We start from the raw sequence: 21888 nt of genomic DNA on the forward strand, positions 1-21888 counted from the left end.
CTATTTCACGTATGGGGATTGATAAGGGGAAACCGGCAGCTCCAATGGACTGGTCATGCTCTCAACCATGTAGCGCAGGTACAGGCCGCCATTCCATTGTTGGTAGTCCTGGGCGTTATCCACGCCGAGATGGCCGCCCAGGAAGAAGTGTTTACCCAGCTGATACTCGCCCGCAGCGGCCAGGCTGTAGCCAATGCCGGTCTTGCTTGAGCCGTCATAGCGCGTCGGCAAGTACAGGCCAGAACCTGCGGCTTGCGCCGAGAGGTTTTCCAAGGCCCGCTGAGCATCGCTGTCATTGATCAAGTAAGGCGTGGACTCCTGCGAGAAATGCTGCACACCGACCGCACCGTTGACCTTGTAGGTCCAGCGGTCGCCGCGCTGCGCCCACTGCACCGGTACGGCAAGGGAGAAGAACTTCTGCGGGCTGAAATAACCGCCGCTGCCATAGTTGAAGCTGCTTTGGTTGTTCTCATAGCCAATCGCCGTGAGACTCAGACCAGCAGTGAGCAGATGCTCCTCGGCATTGAGCAGGTACCAGTACACGCCGCTGCCCAGCTCGGCGCGGGTGTTGTCTTTAACGTTATGCCCGCGCAGCGCGTGGGCCGAGGCATAGCCGTAGACACCAAAACGGCTGTTGTCATAGCCCAATTGGCCACGCACGCCGTTGGCAGTCACGCCGCCCCACTCCTCGTCTATGCGCGCATCGTGAGCACCGGCAAAGGACGTCAGACTGTCAGTAACAGCGCGGCGCGAGGCCGACACGCTATAGCGCAGATTAGGATGGCCGCGGAAGTCACCCTCCTTGCTCACCCCGCCCACGGCGGTGCTGTACAAAAAGCCCAGCGGACTCACCCCGATATCGGCCTTAAGGCCAGTCGGCTCATGCTCCCAAGCCACGGCCAGACCCACGCCACTATCGCGCTGTTTACCGGGCGAAGACGCCAGCAGCTCATTAGCTTTGGCGTAGGCCTGCGCGGTGCTGGGCCCGCCGGCCAAATAGCCGCTCAGCTCATCGCCGACACTCAGCACGCCGCCACCGAAGCGCTGCTTGGCATCGCTACCGACACTGCCGGCATCCAGATGCACCGGCGTCACCCGCACGGCCAACCGGCTGTCCCCGGCAGGGAAGTTAATTTCCAGCGGAGCCTGCACATCGGTGAGCTTGCTCAAGCCCTTTTCGCTGTCATTGGTGCGCACCTGCAAGCCCTGCACCACATAGGCGCTGCGCTCTTGGATGAGATCATCGAGCAAGCGCTGGTTGTCACTCATGCCGGCCCGAGGGTCAGGACTGCCCTCGGCAGCGCCATTGGCAAACGGATTGTTTGTGCTGCCAGGTGCCAAGCCTGGTGCGGCTGGGGTTTTGGCAAAGCTGGGGATGGCCGTCTGCGGGGCGGCGCTCAGGCTCGACACAGGCTCTGGAATGCTGGCAGCCGGTAACGGCGCGGACGCACTGCCGCTGCCGGTTTTTTTCGCAAAGGGATTACTCGGCGCACTGCTCGGGCTGCTGGCCGCGTAGGCCACCTGCTGCTGGCGCTGCTCTTGCGCCACGACTTTTTGCAGCAGCTCCTTGGCTTTAGCGCTGCGGCCTTGCTGGCGATACACCCGCGCGGCGCCGCTGAGCACATCCGGGTCCTGCGGGGCGACTTTCAGCGCTTGTTCCAGCCACGCGTCGGCTTGGCTGTCGTAGCCCTGTTGCGCGGCCATATCGGCGGCGCCAATGAGCAACAAGGGGTTGTCGGTGTGCCGCTGGGCCAGCGATTTATACAGCTCCAACGCCTTTTGCTTGTCGCCATCGTGGGCATACATGCGCGCTAACACGGCCATCGCGGTCGGGTCTTGTGGTCGCTGCAATAAGGCCGGCGACAAGGTTTCATAGGCCTCGGCCAACTGATCGCGCTCCACCAGTTGCTCGGCCTGGCGCACGCGATAGAGGAACAGCACATCGTCGTACTGCGCTCGCTCACTGGTATTGAGGGGGCGGCTTTGCAAGTCGCGCAAGATCGCTGCCACTTCGGCATCATGCTCAGTCTGCAACAACACGTTGGCATAGCTCAGGGTCAGCCCGGCATCAAAGCGCGGGCTGCGCGCCAGTTGCTCGCGCAACATAGTCAGGGCCCGCTGTGGGTCCTTGGCTGCGGCATAGGCGCTGGCCATCATGGCCTCACGTTGTGGATGACCGGCGGCCAGTGGCGCTACGCGGGAGAGGAACACGCGCGCTTCCTGATAACGCCCGGCTTTGTTCAGGCCATTGATTTCCTGCATGCGCTGCTGGAAGTCGACCTCACTGACCAGACGATTGAGTTGCGCGTCGCGGCCCTCAAGGGGCAGACGGGCCAGCAGCTCTTTAGCCCGGGGCCAATCGCCCAGTTCTACAGCCGACAGGGCGGCGGCATACAGGGCATCGGCGTCGTTCGGCTTGGCCTGCAGCAACCCTTCCATCAGGCTGCGCGCTTCATCCCTGGCGCCCAGGGCGACATACACCCGGGCTAAGTCATAGCGCGCCCAGATATGCTCCGGGTCATGCTGCAAGGCTTCCTCCAAGGCCGCGCGCTGTCCGGCGGGATCGCCACGCTGCTGCGCCAAACGGGCCCGCTGAAAGGCCTGCTCGCCGCGAATCCGGCTTAAGTCGCCGACTGTTTCCCGGGCGCTATTGGGCAGGCTGTCGACCAAACGCTGCGCCTCGGCATGCTTGCCTTGCTGGGACAACACGCCAATCAGCCCGCGCTTAGCGGACAGGCTGCCAGGCGCTTGCTTCAGCGCTGCGCGATAGCCACTTTCGGCGGCGCCATAGCGGCCCTCCGCGCTTTGCAGATCAGCCTTGGCCACCAGCGCATCGGTCCCTGCGGGCTTAAGCAGCAGGGCTTGCTCGACCTGCTTGCGCGCCTCGCTAAGCTGGCCGGCCTCGCGGTTATCGTTGGCTTGGCGCAGCAACGTCCAATAACGCACTTCGTTGTAGTTTTTGCGCCAGTGCTGTCCGCCCTTTTGCTTGATCGCCCGCCCCAACAGCAGCTCGGCGTCTTCCAAACGGTTTTGCTTTTGCCGAATCAGGCCCAGGCCGCCCAACGCGTCGGCGTCATTGGGGTATTTGTTTAGGCGCTGCTCAAACTGCTGCTCGGCCTTGCTCACCTGGCCGCCTTCCAGGGCTTTAAACGCCCCGGCCAAAGGCGATACCACAGGTTTGGCTGCCACTGGCTGGGCCTTGGCGGCATTCAGCTGTTTGCGAATCTCCTGATCATCCGGCACGCGCTTGAGGTAGCTATGGAACAGCGGCATGGCATCGGCACGCGGCGGGCCCATCCAGGTCAGCACATCGCGCCAGGTTTCCAGCGCCTCGGTGCCGACTTGCGGGTGATCCGCCAACACCGATAACTGCTTAAGCCCCTCCACCCGAGTGGCCTGATTGCGGGTCAGCAACTTGGCCTGGGCCAAAGCAATATCGCTGCGCTGCGGGAACTGCTTATGCACCCGCGCCAGACCCTCTTTGGCCTCATTCCAGCCTTCGTCGGTGTAACCCAAGTAGTTATAAAACTCGAAGGCCAGGTCACCCTGCGCGGTACGCGTGCCGAGCAGTTTGCGATAGGCCGCCACGGCGCTGTCGAGTTCCCCCGACTCGGCCAGCACCCGCGCCTGTTCCAGTTGCTCAGGCCGGCCACTTTGCTGCAAGTAAATTTCCTGATCGAGCTGCAACGCCTGGCTTTGCGCAGCCGGGTTTTGCTTGAGCAGCGCAAGGTACTCAGCGGCTTTGTCCAGCTCTGCGCCGCGAGCGGCCAGTACGCCTTGCCAATAGATGGCCTGGACGTTGCCCGGCTCTAATTGTTGCAAGCGTGCCCAGGCCTCGCGACTGCGTTCGTTATTGCCTTTTTCGTACCAAAACTGGGCCTGTTTAACCAGCGCCTGAGCAGCTTCAGAAGCCATGGCTGGCTGCAGCGCAAGTGCACCCTGCAGCATTAGCGAGCAGGCACTTACGGCGAAGAGGTGGCGCCTTGAGAACATTTTTTCTCCCATTTAAGGTCAATGCCGCCGTCAGGGCGGAAGGAAAATTGCTGCTCGCTCCAGCCCAAGGCAAACAAGCTGAGGACGAAGTCGTAATAAGGTGGCTGGGCTTTTTTCACCCGCTCTGGGGTCACGCTGGCCTTGAGCTCAGAGAGCACCCGGCGCTGTTGGATCTCGGCCAGCCACGGCTTACCCGAGGCTTGCAGATAGGGTAAAAGCGCGGCGGAAAAACCAAAGGGGCCAATGCCTTCAGTGCTGCCTTGGGCGATGTTGACTTTCTCCGGCGGCATGCCAGTTACCGCCACGGCCCGGACCATGCCATTGAGGCTACGCAGGATGTCCGCCGCGGCCGGGTCGGCGGCCGCTGTCAGGCCGGCCCATAAATAGGTGCGGATGGCGTCGTAACTGCCCTGCCCGCCGCGCAAGTTGGACTCGACGAACATGCCTTGCTGTGGCGCCACCGCGCGGTAACCCAGCCAGTCCGGAGCAAAGCCGTGCGGGCTGCCCTCACGCAGCAGGCGCGGCAGTGCGCCAGTGACCTCAGCCCAAGGGCCATGGGGGGCCGCGCGCTGGATACGGCGCAGCACCGGGAGCGGCAAATAACTGGGGTTAAGCACCCACAGCTGATCCGCCTGGACAAAGCCGTTGACCCCGGGCAACAGCATGCGCCCCAGCCCCGGCATCTGCGCGAACTCACGTTGCTCCATGTTATCCAGCAGACGCTTGGCGTCATCCAGGTAGTCTTGGCGCTGCCAGCGTTGGCCGGCCTCAAGCAAGCTGTAAACGAACCACAGATCGGCATCGGCCGCTGAGTTGCTGTCCAGCACTACCCAGCTGCCGTCGCTGTGCTTGCCCCAGAACCAGGCAGGCAAGTTCTGGCTGATATCGCCACCGGCCAGGTTGCTCACGGTCCAGCGCCAGAGCCGCTCAAAGGTGGCCGGATCATTGGCCAGCAAGGCGAAGAACATGGCGTACGACTGCCCTTCGGATGAGCTGTGCAACTGCGGCGTGCTGGCGTCGACCACCCGGCCGTCGTCCTGAATAAAGTGCTCAGTGAACAGCGACCACAACCACCATGGCTCGGTCGCGCAACTCTGCGCTTGCGCCTGCACACTGCCACTAGCGAGCAACAGCAGACTCAGCAAGACGTTGCGCAGACTATTCATCACTGAGCCCCCTCTTAACCGTTGAGACGTTGGCGTGCCCGAGCCCGCAGGCTAAGGAACAGTACCAGGGTAATCAGGCCCACGCCCAAGGCCGTCAGCAGCAACATGCCCGTCAGGTTGCGCGCCAACAGCCATTGCAGGTAACGGAACCAGCCCAGATCACCGACGAAATACTGCTCCTCGGCCACCAGCGAGCTGATGCGCTTGCCGTTGATTACCGCCAGGCTGCCCTGAATGTTTTGCTCGTAGTCCTCACCGCCGCGCAGCGCGGCACTGATTTCACCGAGTTTTTCCGCGCTGTTGGCGGCCACGACCACCACACTGCGGCCACTGCTCAGTGGCGACTCAAAGCCGGCCAGATAAGCCCCGGCCCCGCCGCTGGTGAGCGACACATTGCTGTGGGCTTGGCGCGCGTTAATTTGGCTATCGGTGGTCAACCAGTTGCGCACGTGGTGGACCAAGTCGGAGAGTTCAAAGCGCGCGCTGCCATCGACACTCGCCGGCAGGTACTGCGCCCAGCGCTGCAACAACTCAGGCTGACTGCCCAGAGCCAGGACCAGCAAGTCTTTGTCGCTGAGCAACGCCGGGTCTTCGCCATCGGTGACGGTGACGGCACTGGCTGGCAAGCCGGTGGACTGGCCAAAGCGCCCCAGCAGTTCGAGGTACAGCGACAGCTCAGCCGCAGCGGCATTGGCTGGCAGCACCACGCTGGTTTGCGACAAGTCCGCTAGGCGGGTAAAAGGGAAACCGCTGTTATGGAACACGCCCAGGTTGGGCATGGCGATAAAGTGCTGGTAGCCACTGAGGTCGATCGTCGAATCCGGCTCCACGGTGCCGCGCATGTTGTCGACAATCACGTCACGGCATTGGCCTTCTTTGATGTAGTCGTACATAAAGCGCAGCTGCAAATTCGCCTGCAGCGGGATGCTCTCCAGCGGCATATACAGGTCCAGCTCACGCAGCAAGGTGTCGTCTTGACGGATCTTGGCCAGCAGCGACTGCTGGTCTTTTAACTGCTCGCGCGACGGCAGCGGCTCGGACTTAATAAATTTGCCGCTGACACTCACCAGCAGCGACGAGTCATTGGCCACCGGCTGCGGCGTGTAGCGATAGCGCAGGTGCAGCGGCACGCCCTTCTCACGCCAGCTGAACAGATCCGGCGGCAAACGCAGCGGCACGCTGATAATGCCGGAGCTGAAGCCCGAGACATTAAGGTCACGCAAGCGCGTCAGCTCACCCAACTGCACCGGGCGATCACTGGGCAGCCAGTTAGGCGCGTCGTAGGGTTTACGCGGCGCCAGGCTGGCGACTTTATCGATCCGCGCTTGCGCGCCGGACAACACCTGGCTGCCACTGACCAACGCCTGCGCGGCCAGCTTAAGCTGGGCGGCGTCTTTGCCGGCGATCAGGAGAATCTTGCCCTGCGGGTCGTTGGGGTTATCGGCGATGGTCAGGCTCGGCACATCCTTAGGCACATCAGTAAAGCCCGCCAAGGCGGCGCTACCGTTGAGCAGCACGATGGCGTTGCCCTTCTGCGGCAACTCACCGAGGCTGACCGGGAACTTCGCGCCGCGATAGCTGGCCAACGCGCCCAACCACGACGAAACGGTGCCGGCGGCTTCTAAAGTTTGGCTGTCGGGGCTGCCGACAAACACAAAAGGCAGTTGCAGCAGGCGCGAGTCACGCTGATCAAAGAACGGCAGCGGCAGGCGCGCCAGCTCATTACCCAGTCCCACGTACTCGGTAAACAGCTGCAGTTCTGTACTGTTGCCGACCTTAGCCCACAGGCTCGAATGCAACGGGTCCTCACACTCCATGGTGTAGTGACCAATGAGCTGGAAGCTCAGGCGGTTGTACTCGGTGATCAACTGCGGCGGCAGCTCCACCTGCTGCTTGAGCAAGGTGCCAGCGGTTTCTTTAGGCAGGGCCAGGCTCGCGGCAAGCTGATCGTTGACCAGCACGTTAATCTGCGACAAGTCCGGCAGCAGCGCGGGCGAATAGCTGTATTCGAGGTTGACCTTGGCCTGCGTCACCACCTGATCAGCCCGCACATCGAAGCTCACGCTGTCGCTGCCTTCAACACCGCGCAGTTGCATGGTGTAGTCAGTGCCCAACTGTTTGAGGGTGGCGCTAAAGCTCGGCTCTACGATACTCACCGGCTGCGCGGGCTCAGCGCTCACCTCAGTTACGTCCTCAGCAGCCGATGCTGGCATGCTCAACAACAACGGCAACGCCATCGCTAATAAGCCGGGAGATGTACGACTCATGTATTCCTCGAACGAGTAAGAGTGGTGAAAGATTGGCCTAGGCGCCGCAGGACTTCGTTAGCGCTGGCAATGCTCAGCAGGCGTATGCCGCGCCAACCAATGCCACTGACCTCAGCTAAGGCGCGCAAAGGGGTATCGACGGAGCTGCGCCCCCAGTTGACCGCCCAGGTGTCGGCGCGGCTAAAGGTCATACGCACCAGCTCGCGTTGTTGCTCGATGGCCAAGTGCTCGTAGTGCAGGCCCAGGCTGTCGCCCTGGCTGAACACCACCTTGGCGGGGAATTGCGCTTCGTGCTGATCGCGATACAGCGACACCTCGACCAGCTCGCCACGGGGCACCTGCACCCCTTCCGGCAGTTCGAGGCCCACTCCGCGCTGGGAGAAATCCTTGGTCATGCAAGCGATGCGCTGGCCGTCGGCCAAGGTCACAGTGGCCGGCAGATGGGCGAATACCCGGGGCTCACTGCGGACCTGGCGACTCTCGGCCGCCACCGCTACCGCCGCCGAGCAGATGATGATGTTGTAGAAGGTCCAGGCCAGGTTGATCAGCAAGGTGGTGATGCTGACCTCCAGGCCCAACAGCAACTTGCCTATACCCACCGCCGCGCCGCACAGGTTGATCAGCAGCACGACGATATAGGGCGTGGCCATTTTCCAGTCGAAGTAGCTGCGGTCGATCACCCCGCCCTTAGCCGTGACGTTGAACTTGCCCAGCTTGGGGTTAATCATCGACACCAGCACCGGCGGCATGATGTACCAGGCCAATACCGTCTCGTAGACCTCGTTCCAGAACGAGTGACGGAAGCGCCCCTGGGTGGTCGAGGTAGTGATACTGGCCAGCAGGATATGCGGCAGCGCATAGGCCAGAATCATCATGGCCGAGGCCTGGAACACATGGGCACCAAAGAACAGGTAAGCCAGCGGTGCGGTGAGAAACACCAAACGCGGCAAGCCATAGAAGAAGTGCAACATGGCGTTGAAGTAGCACAGGCGCTGGCCCAGGGCTAAGCCCTTGCCCATTAACGGATTGTCGATGCGGAAGATCTGCGCCATGCCGCGCGCCCAGCGCATGCGCTGGCCGATATGCCCAGACAAACTCTCGGTGGCCAGGCCTGCCGCTTGTGGCAACGCCAGATAAGCGGTGTTGTAGCCGACGCGGTTGAGCTTGAGCGCGGTGTGGGCGTCTTCGGTCACGGTTTCCACGGCAATCCCACCCACTTCTTCCAACGGCGCGCGCTTGATGATGGCGCACGAGCCGCAAAAGAATGTGGCATTCCACAGGTCATTGCCGTCCTGTACTAAGCCGTAAAACAGCTCGCCTTCGTTGGGTACCGTGCGGAAAGTATCCAGGTTCTTTTCGAAGGGGTCCGGCGAGAAGAAATAGTGCGGCGTCTGCAACAGCGCCAACTTGGGATCTTTAAGGAACCAGCCCATGCCGACCTGCAAAAACGAGCGCGTCGGCACGTGGTCGGCATCGAAGGTGGCGATGTATTCGCCACTGGTTTGCGTCAGGGCGTGATTAAGATTGCCGGCTTTGGCATGGAAGTTATTGTCGCGCACGATATAGCCTAGGCCTGCGCGCTCGCAAAACTCGCGAAACTCCGGACGGCGCCCATCATCGAGCACGTAAATCTTTAGCTTGTCCTGCGGCCAATCCATCATCTGCGCGGCAAAGGCCGTCAACTTCACGATGTCCAGCGGCTCGTTATAGGTCGGGATCAGTACATCCACGGTCGGCCATTCGCTGCTGTCACGCGGCAGCAACAGCGGCTTGCGTTTGAGCGGCCAGGCGGTTTGCACATACCCCAGCAACAGCACCAACAACGCGTACAGCTCGGCCAGCACCAAACCGTAACCCAGAACGAACTCCAAGGTGGTTTCAAAGCCCAGCGAGTCAGTCACCCGCCAGTACATGTAGCGCAGCGAAGCAATGGTCGACAGCACCATCATCGCCAAGATCGTCGCCCGGTTGGCATAGCGCCGCAGCACCAGGGTCACGGCCAGACAGATCGCGGAAAACACCGCCTGCTGCTCCAGATCCAGCGGTACTGCGACGATCACCACCAGCAGCAGCAAGGTCAGCAGGTTACGCGCGGTGCGCAGCGCCGAACGCAAATGAGTGTCAGGCTTCCATGTAGAGGCCGGGCCCAGTAAGAACTTACCGAGCCGGTTAAACCGATTAATCATGCTGTTTGCTCGCCGTGGGAGTTGGCCGCTAAGCGTTCAACCAAGGTCTGCGCACAGCACACAATGTCTTGGCAGGCGCTGCTGTTGGGGGCGTATTCGAACACGTTGCGGTTGTACGCCAAGGCCTCGCCAATGGCTGGATCGGCATGCACCATGCCAGCCAGGCGGCTGCCCAACAGACCTTGCATGATCTGGGTAATGTCTTGATTAAGCTTGCGCGAGGGATCGACCTGATTGATCAGATAGCTGCTGCCAACAAAGTCCGCCGCCTCTTGACTGTAAGTGGCGATGAGGCTGTCGATAAACGGCAAGGCGGTGTAGGACGCCGCGTCCGCCAAACTCACCACCAGGGCCAAGTTGGCCACGCTCAAGGCTTGCTGCAAGTACACCGACGGCCCCGGTGGTGTATCGAGCAATACCACGGTGCCCTTGCTCAGGTGCAAATCCGCCAACTGTTGCGCCAGCCAATGCGGATCGTTAGCCAGGCTTTGCTCAAACTCACGACGCCGTGGCTCATCGATCACGCCATAGGGCAACAACGTCACCCCATCGCTGCTGTGCAAGCACTGCTCGGCTATCTGCGCAGCGCTCACCGCCAGCCCCGCCGCAGCGGCCCAAGCGGACGGTTCAGCGGCACGAAAGTGCTGGCGTAAGGCATTTTGTGGATCTAACTCCAACACCAGCACGGCACTGCCCGCTTTAGCGAAAGTCACGGCCAAATTGGCAGCCATGGTGCTCTTGCCCACCCCACCTTTACCTGACACGACGGCAATCACGCGGATGTGCTGTAAGTCAGGACGCTGGCTGCTGAGTTGTGGCGCCAGGACTTCGGGACTGGCTGGCGAGTCTTGCTGGGCCAGACCGGCCAACAGACCTTGCAAGCCCTGGGAGGTCCACACCTGCTCGTCCTTTTGCCCGCGTACCGGCACAGCTGGCGCGGCAACAGCGCAGCAACCCGCCTCGGCTTGCTGCACCACAACAGGCTCAGACTCCGGCTCTGCCGACTCAGGCACTATGGCCGCAGGCTCAATCCTGCTTGGCGTTGACCAACCAGACTGAGATGACTGGACTGGCCCAGAAGCGAGTTCCTGATAACCGTCAGCGCTATCGCCGAACAGTTTGAATAGGTTCGATATGTCGCTCGGAACGCTCATAGTTGCCCCTAGCTGTGCTGCAGCAGACGAGCGAAAAGCCATTTCCTTGACGCCTAAATGAACTTTCGCAATTATTTTTTTAATTGCGTCAATTCTACAGCGACATGAAACCATAGTGTCAATTGCATTTTGGTTTTTTGTGCGACTGTTGGGCTATAAGTCAGCTTTTTTTACCCGAAGCCCTTCATCACAAGCCTCCTAGCGGCTCCGGTCGAGCGCGACGGCTGGCGGCAAGCACGGCTCAATTCGCCCTGCTCGCACCGAAGCAAATTGGCCTGGGTCTGGGCACTTTAATGTGCGCCCTGAAGGCCTCAGTAAAATCAAGCTAAACAATTGATTTAATTTGATTTAAAGCTGAATAAACAGGCAAAACAAAGGTTATTTCAGGGGCCATTAAATAGAGCCCGCCGTGACCGAGTGGCTCTGAGTTGAGCGTTTAAAAGCCTACATATTCATAGTACTGATGTACCACTTATGCTAAAAAGCGCAGCTATCACTACCTTCATAAGAATAAGACATGAGCCAAACTGACTGGGTCGTATCAGTAAGTGTCGAGACCCTCACCACCCTCCTCCAAGATGCCGGCTTTCGCGTTAATCACCACGAACAAAACGGTTTAGTCCAACTCCTGAGCGCCAGTCAGGGCCTGGCTTTTAGTGTGCGTTTGGGCAATCCAGGGGCCGCCCCCGGTGAGTTTTTAGATTTCACCTACAGCTGTGCGCTACGCATCCAAGGCGAGCTTGCACCCAACCTAGTCAATCAGTGGAATGCCAGCCGGCGCTTCTGTCGTCTCTCAGTGCAAGCTGATTTCTTGGTATTGGAACAAGACGTCATCGTCGCCGACGGTATCAGTCAGCAGCATCTGTTAGGCAGCGTGGTGGTATGGGATCGCCTGCTGCAGGCACTCACGGTTTATCTGCGGGACTTCACCGCCACCGCTGAGCCTACACAGCAGGTCAGCGCATAATGGCCCGTACGACTCTTTGGTTGGGTGCAGGCGCCTTGACGGCAGTGGCGCTTGCCGTGGCTTTGTGGTTACGCCCGACAGACGCCCCCGTCACCGCCGTTGCTCAAACTGCACCGCCAGTTAAAGACAGCAGCGCCGTAGTCGCCCGCCTGGGCGATCAGCAGGTCAGTGCCGATGAGCTACACAGCCTGCTCGCGCAACTACCGGCGGCCACCCGTGACGCGCTCAAAGGCGAGCGCGTAGCACTGGAAAACTGGCTGCGCGCGCGTTTGGCGGAAAAGTCCCTGTACCAGCAAGCCGAAGCGCAGCAGTGGGCTGCTCGTCCCGAGGTGCAGGCGCAAATCCGTGCCGCGATTGAACAAATTGTTCTGCGCAACTACCTCAACTCAGTCACCCAAGTACCTGAAGACTTTCCCTCTGAAGAGGCCCTACAGCAAGCCTATGAGGCCAACAAAGGCGCCTTGCAAGTGGCTGCCAGCTACCGCTTAAGCCAGATATTCCTGACGGTGCCAGCCCCTCAGGCGGCGGAGAGTGTGTACAGCCAGGCCCTCGCATTGAGCCAAAAAGCCCAGGCCAAAGATGCTGATTTTGCCGAGCTGGCTCGACGCTACTCGCAAGAGCAGGTCAGTGCCGAACGTGGCGGCGATATTGGCCTACAGCCATTGAGACAACTGATCCCGGAAATCCGCAGCAGCGTTAGCCAACTTGAGGTGGGCCAAGTCAGCGCGCCGATTAAAACGCCGCTGGGCTTTCACATCATCCAACTCACCGAGCTGCAACCTGCACGTCAAGCCGGCTTAGCAGAAGTGCGCGGGCAATTGCGCGAAACACTGCGCGCCAGCCAACAAGAGCAGGCCGCACAAAAATACCTCCGTGACATGTTTAACAACGCCACCCTAAGCCTTGATGGCGCGGCGCTGAGCAAGGTGCTGCAACAACCTGACTGACTGACGGCCCTGTGCGCGGCGCCAGAGCAACGGCGCCCAGCATTGCCCGGGCAGGAGCAAAACCCAGTGTGGCCAGGTGTGGGTGCCTGGGGTTGAGCGCCGCCTCAACGACAAAAATTAATAAGAATTGGTCAGGTCGTTTCACGGGGCACAGCTCCCCGCTCAAAGCCCTTGTTCAGGGCTCGAACGGCCTGATCCACATTGAGGAGTAATGTGTGGGTACAGGTTCAGCTCTTAGCTTGACGAGCAAGCGCACCCGCTTATCTACAGCGGTCAGCTTGGCCATACTGGGCCTCTGTACGGTTATGCCCGCGCCTAGCGCCATGGCTGCTTGTACCCCTAACATTCCGATACTTGGCGAAACTGTCAACTGTAATGGGACGGACCAGCAGAACTTCGCCAGTTCTGCCAGCAACCTGACGGTCAACGTCATCGGCAGCGCTATTGTCAGTTCCGACGGTAGCGGCGACCCGGTGCTCCAGCTCACCGGCAGCAACAACATCGTCGTCAACAGCGGCCAGATCTACCCGTCCTACAGCGGGCAACAGAGCCTGCCGACCACCGGTCTGAAAGTCGGCAACAGCAGCACGCAGAACATCACCATCTCCAATAACCCCACCGGCTCGATTTCCGGCACCGGCGCCAACCCTGGCGCCTCCATCGTCGACCTCAAGGGCATGGCCCTGGATGTGGAGGCTGGTGCTGGCGGCAAGGTGACCATCGTCAACCACGGCACCATTTTCACCAACGTGATCGTCGGGGGGACGCTGGAAGTGGCCAACATGCCGACCGTGGCGGTCTACGGCGGTGCCCAGGTCGAGATGTTCAACACCAACACGGCTTATGGCCGGATTGCTTTCCAGGCCTCGGCCGAGGGCAACACCTTCACTAACAGCGGCTCATTGGGGGGCAGCCTGTCCATGGGGGCCGGGGGCGGTAACAACCGTTTCAACGCGATCACCGGCTCGGGAGTGCAGGCATCGGGTGTGTCCGGCGCCAGTAGCGTGACCGTCGCTTCTAACCCGAACCTGGTGTTCCTCGCCCCCGGAATCGTCGATGGCGGTGCCGGCGGCTCCAACACCCTGGCGCTGCAGAACGCTATCGGTGGTGGCTCTGGAAGCGGGGGCAGCGGCACCATCTTTGCGGCGAACTTCCTCAACTTCAGCAACCTGTTGGTGCAAAGCGGTAGCTGGACCGTGAGCGGCGCGTTGCTGACCGGCGCCACCACCAGTACCAGACTGAGCGGAGGGGCGCTGTGGGTGAACAACAGCGGGGTGTTTGGTACCGGCATCGTCAACGCCAACGGCGCGACGCTCTCGTCCTTCGCGGCCTCCACGCTGATCCTGGCCAATGACATCAACCTGGAAGTGAACGCCCTCTCGGGCATCAACGGTCTGACGGTGAGCGGCAGCAATAACATCACCCTCAGCGGGGTGATCTCGGGCGACGGCACCTCCCCCCTGACCAAGACCGGCACGGGTGTCCTGCGCCTGGACGGCACCAATACCTACAGCGGTGGCACCGCCCTCAACGCCGGCTCGCTCATCATCGGCAGCAGTCAGGCCCTGGGCACCGGCGCCGTCAGCGCCGCAACCGGCACCCGGATCGATTCCGGCGCCACCGCGACCCTGAGCAACATCATCAACCTCACCGGCACCGTGAACTTTGGTGGCACCGGCAACCTGACGCTGAGTGGGGCGCTGCTGGGCAACGCCAGTGCCGTGCTCAACAAAGATGGCGCCGGCACGCTGGTGTTGTCCAACGCCAGCACCTACGGCGGCGGCACCACGCTCGCCGGCGGGACCCTGCTGGTCGGCAACAACACGTCACTGGGTGGCGGCGCGCTGACCGTGTCCGGCCCATCCAGCCTGGGCGCCACCCAGTCGGTGATGCTGAACAACGCCGTGGCGCTGAACAGCAACCTGACGGTCAGCGGCGACTTCGCGCTGCGCCTCAACGGCAACATCACCGGCGGCGCGGCCAACAAACTGATCAAGAGCGGATTGGGCAACCTGACCCTGACCGGCACCAGCAACTTCCAGGGCGGCGTCGAGCTCAATGGCGGCACCCTGACGGTGGCCACCAACTCCGGCGCCCTGGGCAGCGGCGCCCTGACTGCCACCGGTGACAGCCGTCTGGCGTACACCACGGCGCAGGTGTCGAGCACGTCGATTGCCATCAACAGCGACGTGACCCTCGAGTTCGCCAACGATGTGCAGATCATTCACATGGGCCAGATCACCGGCACCGCCACCAGCACCTTGGTGAAGAGCGGGACCGAAGAGCTCATGCTGTTCAATGCCAACGCTTTCAGCGGTTTGCTGGACGTGCGCCAGGGCACCGTCACCGCAGCGGTCGCCAACGCGCTGGGCAACAACCCGAACCTGCTGGTCGGCAGCGGTGCAACCGTCGCGCTGACGGCCAGCAACAGCATCAACAGCCTGAGCGGCGCCGGTCAGGTGACCGTCATCGCCGGCAGCACCTTCACGGTGGGCGCCGGCAACGCCAGTTCGACCTTCTCCGGGGCACTCAGCGGCTTGGGAGCCCTGACCAAGTCTGGTACTGGCACCTTGACCCTGAGCGGTATCAGCGGCCTCAGCGGTAACACCACGGTCAGCGCCGGTCGCCTGAACATCGCCTCCAGCGGCTCGCTGGCCAGCAACCTGGTCACCGTGGCCAACGGCGCGACCCTCGGCGGCAGCGGTACGCTCACCGGTGGCGTGACCATCAATAGCGGCGGCCATCTGGCCGTCACCAGCGGCAGCACGCTCAATACCGGTACGCTGACGCTGGCCAGTGGCAGCAACCTGGATATCGGGCTGGGCACGCCGACCATCGCCACGCCGATGCTCAACGTCACCGGCAACGTGGCGATCAACAACAGCACCTTCAACTTCAGCGATGCCGGTGGCCTGGCCAACGGCACTTACCGCCTGATCAACTACACCGGCACCCTGAACTACGGCGGTGCCAACCCGGGCATCTTCCCGGCGGATGTGGTGCTCGGGCAGATCACCCTGTCGATGGACAACGTGGCCAAGACGGCCAACATCGTCGTCAACTCGTCGGCCCTGGCGATCCAGTACTGGGATGGCATCTCCTTGGCCGGCAACGGCGCCGTCGAGGGTGGCAGCGGCGTCTGGAACGCGACCAATACCAACTGGACCAAGTCCAGCGGGGCCATCAACGGTGTCTGGACAGGTGTCTCGGCAGTGTTCCAGGCAGCCTCGGGCACGGTGGTCATCGAAGGTTCGCAGAGCGTCAGCGCCCTGCAATTCAAGACCGACGGCTACGCGTTGACCGCAGGGACGGCAGGCAGCCTAAACCTGATCAACGGCACGGGCGGTTCGGCGCTGGTCATCGTCGACAGCGGCCTCACGGCGCTGATCGAAGCGCCTGTCGGCGGCACCGGCAAACTGCAGAAAAGCGGTGCAGGCAGCCTGGTCCTCGCCGGTAGCAACAGCTACACCGGTGGCACCTCCCTCAGCGCCGGCACCCTGGTGCTGCGCAATAACAGCGCGCTGGGTAGCAGCGCCCTGAGCCTTGCCTCCGGCACTTACCTGCGCACCGACATCAGCGATGTGCAATTGAGCAATGGCATGGTGTTCTCCGGCGTGTCCAACATTCAGGTCGACGCTGGCACCACCCTGACCCTGAACGGCGCCGTCAGCGGCGCCGGCGGCCTGTTCAAGATCGGGACCGGCACCCTGGCGCTCAATGGCAACAACTCTCAACTGGGCAATATCTGGCTCAACGCCGGTGGCCTGGTACTGGGCAACAGCGGCGCGCTGGGCGCGGGCGAGCTGTATACGTCCGGCGGCACCACGCTCGACAGCAGCCTGCCGGGCGCGGGCGCGCTGGTTGGCAACAACGTGGCGCTCAACAGCGACCTGACCGTTCTCGGCACCCGCGACATGTCCCTGAGCGGCATCGTCTCCGGCTCCGGCAACCTGATCAAAAACGGCGCCAGTACGCTGAGCCTGACTGGCTCCAATACCCTGAACGGCACGGTCACCCTGAACCAGGGCACCTTGCGCCTGGGCCAGAACACCTCGCTGGGCAACACCACGCTGACGGTCGGCGGCGCGTCCACTTTGCAGGCCGCGGCGAATATCGCGCTCAGCAATGCCGTCACGCTTAACAGTGAACTCACCGTAGCCGGCAGCAGCGATCTGACCCTTAACGGCGTGGTGTCCGGCGCCGGCGGGCTGGTCAAGGACGGCAGCGGCATGCTGACCTTGAGCGGCAACAACCTGTTCCAGGGCAATACCACCTTGAACGCCGGCACCCTGGTGCTGGGCAATGCCAACGCACTGGGCGCTGGCCGGCTGGATGTCGCCGGGACCGCCGCGCTGGAAAGCAGCAGCGCCTTGACCGTCGGCAACGACGTCGCCATCAGCGGCAACCTGACCGTACAGGGCAGCAACAACCTGACCCTGGACGGTTCCGTTACCGGCATGGGCAGCCTGACCAAGGCCGGCACCGGTACCCTGACTCTCAACGGTGGCAACGGGTTCTACGGCATCTACAACATCAATGGCGGGCGCCTGATCAGCAACACCAACGTCACGCTGGGCGAGCCGAACGCGATCAATGTCGCGGCTGGCGCCACCCTGCAACTGATCGCGGGAGCCGCTACAGACCAGCTCAACGGCGCCGGCAATGTGCAGCTCGATGCGGGCGAATTCCGGGTTGACGAGGGTACTTTCAGTGGCGCCCTGAGCGGAAACGGCACGCTCTACAAGAATGGCAGCGGCACGCTGCTGCTCAGTGGCAACAGCAACCTGACCGGGGCGACCACCGTGGCCGGCGGCACCTTGCGGGTCAATGGCAATCTGGGCAGCGCCAGTGTCTCGGTCGAGAACGGCGCAACCCTGGCCGGCAGTGGTGCAGTGGGCGGTGCCGTGACCGTCGCCAACGGCGGCCACCTCGGCCTGGCCGGTGGTTCAGTGCTGACCCTTGGCAATCTGGGGCTCAATAGCACCGCCAACCTCGACGTCGCCCTAGGCACCGCCACCCCGGGCGCAGCGGGCCTGGCCAATGTCATCGGCAACCTCACCCTCGACGGCAAGCTCAATATCACCAATACCGGCGGCTTTGGCATCGGTGTGTACCGCCTGTTCGATTACGGCGGTTTGCTGATTGATAACGGCTTGCAACTCAACGGGCTGCCGATAGGCATTCCGGCCAACGAACTGAAACTACAGAGCAGCGTCGCCAACCAGATCAACCTGGTGGTGGGTGGCTCGGCCGATATCCGTTTCTGGGACGGCAGCCAACTGACCGGCAATGGCACCGTCGAAGGCGGAAGCGGCACCTGGAACAGCACCAACAGCAACTGGACCACCAGCAACGCTATCCTCAACGGCGCCTGGAACAACACTTTTGCGGTGTTCCAAGGTGCGGCGGGCACCGTCAGCGTTGACGGCAACCAAAGCGTCAACGGGTTGCAGTTCAGTAACGACTACACCCTTACCGGCGGCAGTGCCGGTGAGTTGCAACTGGTCAATGGTATCGGTGGTTACACCGCCGTACGCGTCGACAGCGGCAAGATCGCCAGCCTCGACGTCAACCTCTCCGGCGCTGGCATGCTCAACAAGCTGGACAGCGGCACCCTGGTGCTCAACAACGCCAATACCTACAGCGGCGGCACCCAACTGAACGCGGGCACCCTGGTGTTGGGCAACGCCGGCGCCCTGGGTTCCGGCAGCTTGACCACTTTCGCTGGCGCCACCCTGGACAGCAACACGGCGCTCAGCCTGAGCAACACCCTCAATCTCAATGGTGCCCTGACGCTGGGCGGCAGCCATGACCTCGTACTGAATGGTCTGGTGCTTGGCAATGGCGCTTTGGTGAAAAACGGCAGCGCCACGCTGACCCTGAACCAGGGCAACAACTACGCGGGCACCACGCTCAACGCCGGCACCCTGCTGCTGGGCCACAACGCCGCCCTGGGCACCGGCCAACTGACTGTCGCCGGCGTGAGCAAGCTCGCTAGCAGCGCGGCCATGAGCGTGGGCAACGCTATTCACCTCGACTCCCGCCTGACCTTAGCCAGCCAGCATGACCTGACCCTCAGTGGCGCGCTAAGCGGCAACGGCACCCTGCTCAAGCAAGGGGTCAACAACCTCAACCTGACAGGCAGCAGCAACTTCAACGGCACGTACCAGATCGACGCGGGTCGCCTTAACCTACAAGGCAGCAATACCTCGTCCGCCGCCCAGGTATTGCTCAACGCGGCAGGGACACTGGGCGTAGACAGCCACAACAGCGTGGCGCGACTCGATGGCCTGGGCACTGTCGCCCTGGCCAACAACAGCCTGTTCAGCGTCGCGGCCGGCAATTTTGCCGGTGCCTTAGGTGGCAACGGCAGCCTCGTTAAAACCGGCAGCGGCACGCTGAACTTGTCCGGTAGCAGCCAATTTAGCGGCAGCACTGAAGTGGCCGCTGGCACCCTCGCACTGGCCAGCAGCGCGACGCTCAACACCTCTGCGCTGAGCGTTGCCAGCGGCGCGACCCTGAGCGGTACAGGCAACATTGGCAGCGCAGTGACTGTCGCCGATAACGCGCACTTGCTGATCAGCAGTGGCAACACCCTGACAACCGGCAACCTCAGCCTGGGCGCCAACGCCAATCTGGACGCCCTACTCGGCGCGCCAATTACCGGCGCGCCGGGGATGCTCAAGGTCAACGGTGATCTAGCACTGGACGGCATCCTCAACATCCGCGATGCCGGAGGCTTCGGCTTGGGGGTATATCGCCTGGCCGACTACAGCGGCACCCTCACTGACAATGGCCTGAGCCTAGGTAACCTGCCAGGCAGCACTGCGGCTAACCAACTGCAAGTGCAAACCAGCATCGCCAACCAGATCAATCTAGTGGTCGAGGCTTCTTCCGGCAGTGCTTTGCAGTTCTGGAACGGTAACAACAACCAATCCACCGGTATTATTCACGGTGGCGACGGCGTCTGGGGAGACGCGAGTAACTGGAGCAATGCCAACGGCAGTCAGAACAGTACCTGGGACAGCCAGTTTGCTGTCTTCGGCGGCATCGGCGGTACGGTGACGGTGCTTGGACAGCAGGCCTTCAGCGGCCTGCAGTTCCTCAGCAACGGTTATCAGCTGATTGGCGCACAGGGCAATGGTTTGAACCCGATCAATAGCAGCGCCGGCAGTGCGGCGGTGATTCGGGTCGATAACGCCGTCTCGGTGTTGATCAGTGCCGCCATGGGCGGTCAGGGTGGCATCGAGAAACTCGACAGCGGCACGCTGATTCTCACCGGCAGCAACAGCTACAGCGGTGGCACCACGGTCTCCGGCGGCACCCTGCAAGGCAACAGCAACAGTCTGCAAGGCTCGATCCTCAACAACGCCGACCTGATCTTCCAACAGAATGTGAACGGCACTTTCAGCGGCACCCTGAACGGTACCGGTACGGCCTTCAAGCGCGGCGCCGGCACCTTGTTGTTCACCGGTGATCACAGCTTCAGTGGCACCTTCATTATCCAGGAGGGCGTGTTGCAAGTGGGTCAAATGCTCGCCAGCGCGCCACCGGTGGCTGCCCGCACGCGCATGGCGCTGTTCGCCGCGCCGCTCAGCACGACCCTGGCGGCCGACGTGGTCGTCGCCAACGGCGCCGGACTCACCGGTACCGGCACCGTCAACAGCGTGATCAACAAAGGCACCGTACAGCCTGGTCCGAACGGCAACCTGAGCGTCACCGGCAACTTCACAAACGAAAGTAACGGCACCCTGAGCATCGCCCTGACGCCACTGCCCACCAGCTACCTGGCCGTGGGCGGCAGCGCCAACCTGGCCGGTACGCTGAACCTGCTCGCGCCGGCGGCGTATACCGGCGACACCACCTACACCCTGCTGAGCGCTGCCGGTGGCATCAACGGCAAATTCGCCAGCAACAACCTCGACAGCCTCGGCGGGGCATCGAACCTGGCCTTCATCGACACCACGCTCACCTATGGCAGCCACGACGTCAGCCTGTCGGTAGCACGCAACGACGTGGCCTTTGCCGATGTTGCCCGCAATGACAATCAACGCAGCACCGCCGCCGCCCTGGACTCGGCTGCCGCACCGGCCACTCTGCGCAGCACCATCACCAGCATGGACCGCGCCTCGGCACAGGCGGCGTTCGCCAGCCTCTCCGGCGAGATCCATGCCAGCACCGCCAGCGCCTTGGTGGAGGACAGCCGCTACCTGCGCAACAGCGTTAACGACCGCATGCGCCAGGGCGACTGCAGCAACCTGGCCCTACGTAACGCCCTCGCCCCGGCCAGCGCCCAGTCCAGCAGCAGCGGCTGCCAAGGCCAGGGGGTCGGCTGGTTCAGCGCGCTGGGCGGCCGCAGTCAAGACGACGGCAGCGCGGCTAACGCCAGCACCGAACGTGACCTGTCTGGTTTCATGCTCGGCTACGACAACAATCTGAACGAGCAATGGCGCGCCGGTATCGCCGCCGGGCAAACCAACACCAGCCTTAAGGCCAGCACGCTCAACAGCGACAGCAAAATCGACAGCTATCACCTCAGCAGCTATCTCAGCTACCAGTTGGATGCCTTCGCGGCACGCTTAGGCATTGGCTATACGTGGCACAACATCGACAGCAAACGCCAGGTCGCAGCCGGCGCTTACAGCGAACAACACAAGGGCAAATACAAGGCTGAAACGGCCCAAGTCTTTAGTGAGCTGGCCTACACCACGCAGGTGGCAGGTGTAGCCCTTGAGCCTTTCGCAGCCCTGGCTTATGTCGATCAGCGCAGTGCTAAGGGTAAAGAACATGGGGGGGCCGCACGCTTAGAAGCACAGGTGCAACATGAGCAGTTATTCAGCACCTTAGGCTTGCGTGTTGCTAAACCACTGACTTTGGCCAATGGCACCGAGCTGACTCCGCGCGCCAGCATTGGCTGGCGCCACGCTTATGGCGACACCACGCCGGACGCAGACCTGCGCTTCGTCGACGGCGGCGCCGCGTTCAGCAACCAAGGCGTACCAATCGCCAAGGATGCCGCCGTGCTCGAGGCCGGGCTGGATGTCAGCGTCGGTGTGGCGGGCAAGCTGGGCCTGGGCTATTCGGGGCAGTTGTCCAGCGATAACCGCGACCATGCGCTGACCCTGAGCTTCAGCCTGGGCTTCTAAGGCCCATAAAAAACTCCGCCAGACTCATCTGGCGGAGTTTCTCAATGCCTGCCCTGCACTTC

General features: G+C 62.0%; 8 protein-coding genes. 3 read left to right on the plus strand and 5 right to left on the minus strand.

The annotated features are described in order from the left end of the window. The 5 genes from NTD81_RS08915 to bcsQ are packed head-to-tail and all read right to left on the minus strand — an operon-like array spanning position 1 to position 10625. Positions 1–3915 (minus strand): cellulose biosynthesis protein BcsC, encoded by a 3915-nt coding sequence (locus tag NTD81_RS08915; RefSeq protein WP_262181756.1) that lies wholly within the window; start codon positions 3913–3915, stop codon positions 1–3. 47 nt (positions 3916–3962) lie between these two features. Further along, positions 3963–5159, minus strand: coding sequence for a cellulose synthase complex periplasmic endoglucanase BcsZ (gene bcsZ / locus NTD81_RS08920; protein ID WP_262181757.1), 1197 nt, complete (start codon positions 5157–5159; stop codon positions 3963–3965). A 14-nt stretch (positions 5160–5173) separates the two neighbouring features. Continuing rightward, positions 5174–7426, minus strand: a complete 2253-nt coding sequence (bcsB, locus tag NTD81_RS08925) for a cellulose biosynthesis cyclic di-GMP-binding regulatory protein BcsB (protein WP_262181758.1) — start codon at positions 7424–7426, stop codon at positions 5174–5176. Next, the gene (gene bcsA, locus NTD81_RS08930) at positions 7423–9612 is read right to left on the minus strand and encodes a UDP-forming cellulose synthase catalytic subunit (RefSeq protein WP_262181760.1); all 2190 of its coding nucleotides are present in this window, start codon (positions 9610–9612) and stop codon (positions 7423–7425) included. The genes bcsB and bcsA overlap by 4 nt, the downstream gene beginning before the upstream one ends. After that, on the minus strand, positions 9609–10625 hold the full coding sequence (gene bcsQ / locus NTD81_RS08935) for a cellulose biosynthesis protein BcsQ (protein WP_262181762.1): 1017 nt from the start codon (positions 10623–10625) through the stop codon (positions 9609–9611). Before bcsQ ends, bcsA begins: the two co-directional genes overlap by 4 nt. Positions 10626–11283: 658 nt before the next feature. On the opposite strand from bcsQ, the gene NTD81_RS08940 reads away from it, so the two are divergent. The 3 genes from NTD81_RS08940 to NTD81_RS08950 all read left to right on the plus strand — a co-directional run bounded on the left by NTD81_RS08940 (position 11284) and on the right by NTD81_RS08950 (position 21826). Beyond that, entirely contained in the window at positions 11284–11733 is a 450-nt protein-coding gene (locus NTD81_RS08940; RefSeq protein WP_262181764.1) for a YbjN domain-containing protein, read from the plus strand. Further along, positions 11733–12680, plus strand: coding sequence for a peptidylprolyl isomerase (locus tag NTD81_RS08945; protein ID WP_262181767.1), 948 nt, complete (start codon positions 11733–11735; stop codon positions 12678–12680). The genes NTD81_RS08940 and NTD81_RS08945 overlap by 1 nt, the downstream gene beginning before the upstream one ends. A gap of 323 nt (positions 12681–13003) precedes the next feature. Further along, complete coding sequence (locus NTD81_RS08950) at positions 13004–21826, plus strand: autotransporter-associated beta strand repeat-containing protein (protein ID WP_262181769.1); 8823 nt, start codon at positions 13004–13006, stop codon at positions 21824–21826. The last annotated feature ends 62 nt before the right edge of the window (positions 21827–21888 follow it).

The sequence above is a fragment of the Pseudomonas sp. 5P_3.1_Bac2 genome, from assembly GCF_025465995.1.
Lineage (GTDB): Bacteria > Pseudomonadota > Gammaproteobacteria > Pseudomonadales > Pseudomonadaceae > Aquipseudomonas.

What these genes read in the sequence shown, in the direction of transcription:
- NTD81_RS08915 (WP_262181756.1), bottom strand. Translation starts at nt 3,915, where the DNA reads ATGGCTTCTGAAGCTGCTCAGGCGCTGGTTAAACAGGCCCAGTTTTGG.
- bcsZ (WP_262181757.1), bottom strand. Translation starts at nt 5,159, where the DNA reads ATGAATAGTCTGCGCAACGTCTTGCTGAGTCTGCTGTTGCTCGCTAGT.
- bcsB (WP_262181758.1), bottom strand. Translation starts at nt 7,426, where the DNA reads ATGAGTCGTACATCTCCCGGCTTATTAGCGATGGCGTTGCCGTTGTTG.
- bcsA (WP_262181760.1), bottom strand. Translation starts at nt 9,612, where the DNA reads ATGATTAATCGGTTTAACCGGCTCGGTAAGTTCTTACTGGGCCCGGCC.
- NTD81_RS08940 (WP_262181764.1), top strand. Translation starts at nt 11,284, where the DNA reads ATGAGCCAAACTGACTGGGTCGTATCAGTAAGTGTCGAGACCCTCACC.
- NTD81_RS08945 (WP_262181767.1), top strand. Translation starts at nt 11,733, where the DNA reads ATGGCCCGTACGACTCTTTGGTTGGGTGCAGGCGCCTTGACGGCAGTG.
- NTD81_RS08950 (WP_262181769.1), top strand. Translation starts at nt 13,004, where the DNA reads ATGGCTGCTTGTACCCCTAACATTCCGATACTTGGCGAAACTGTCAAC.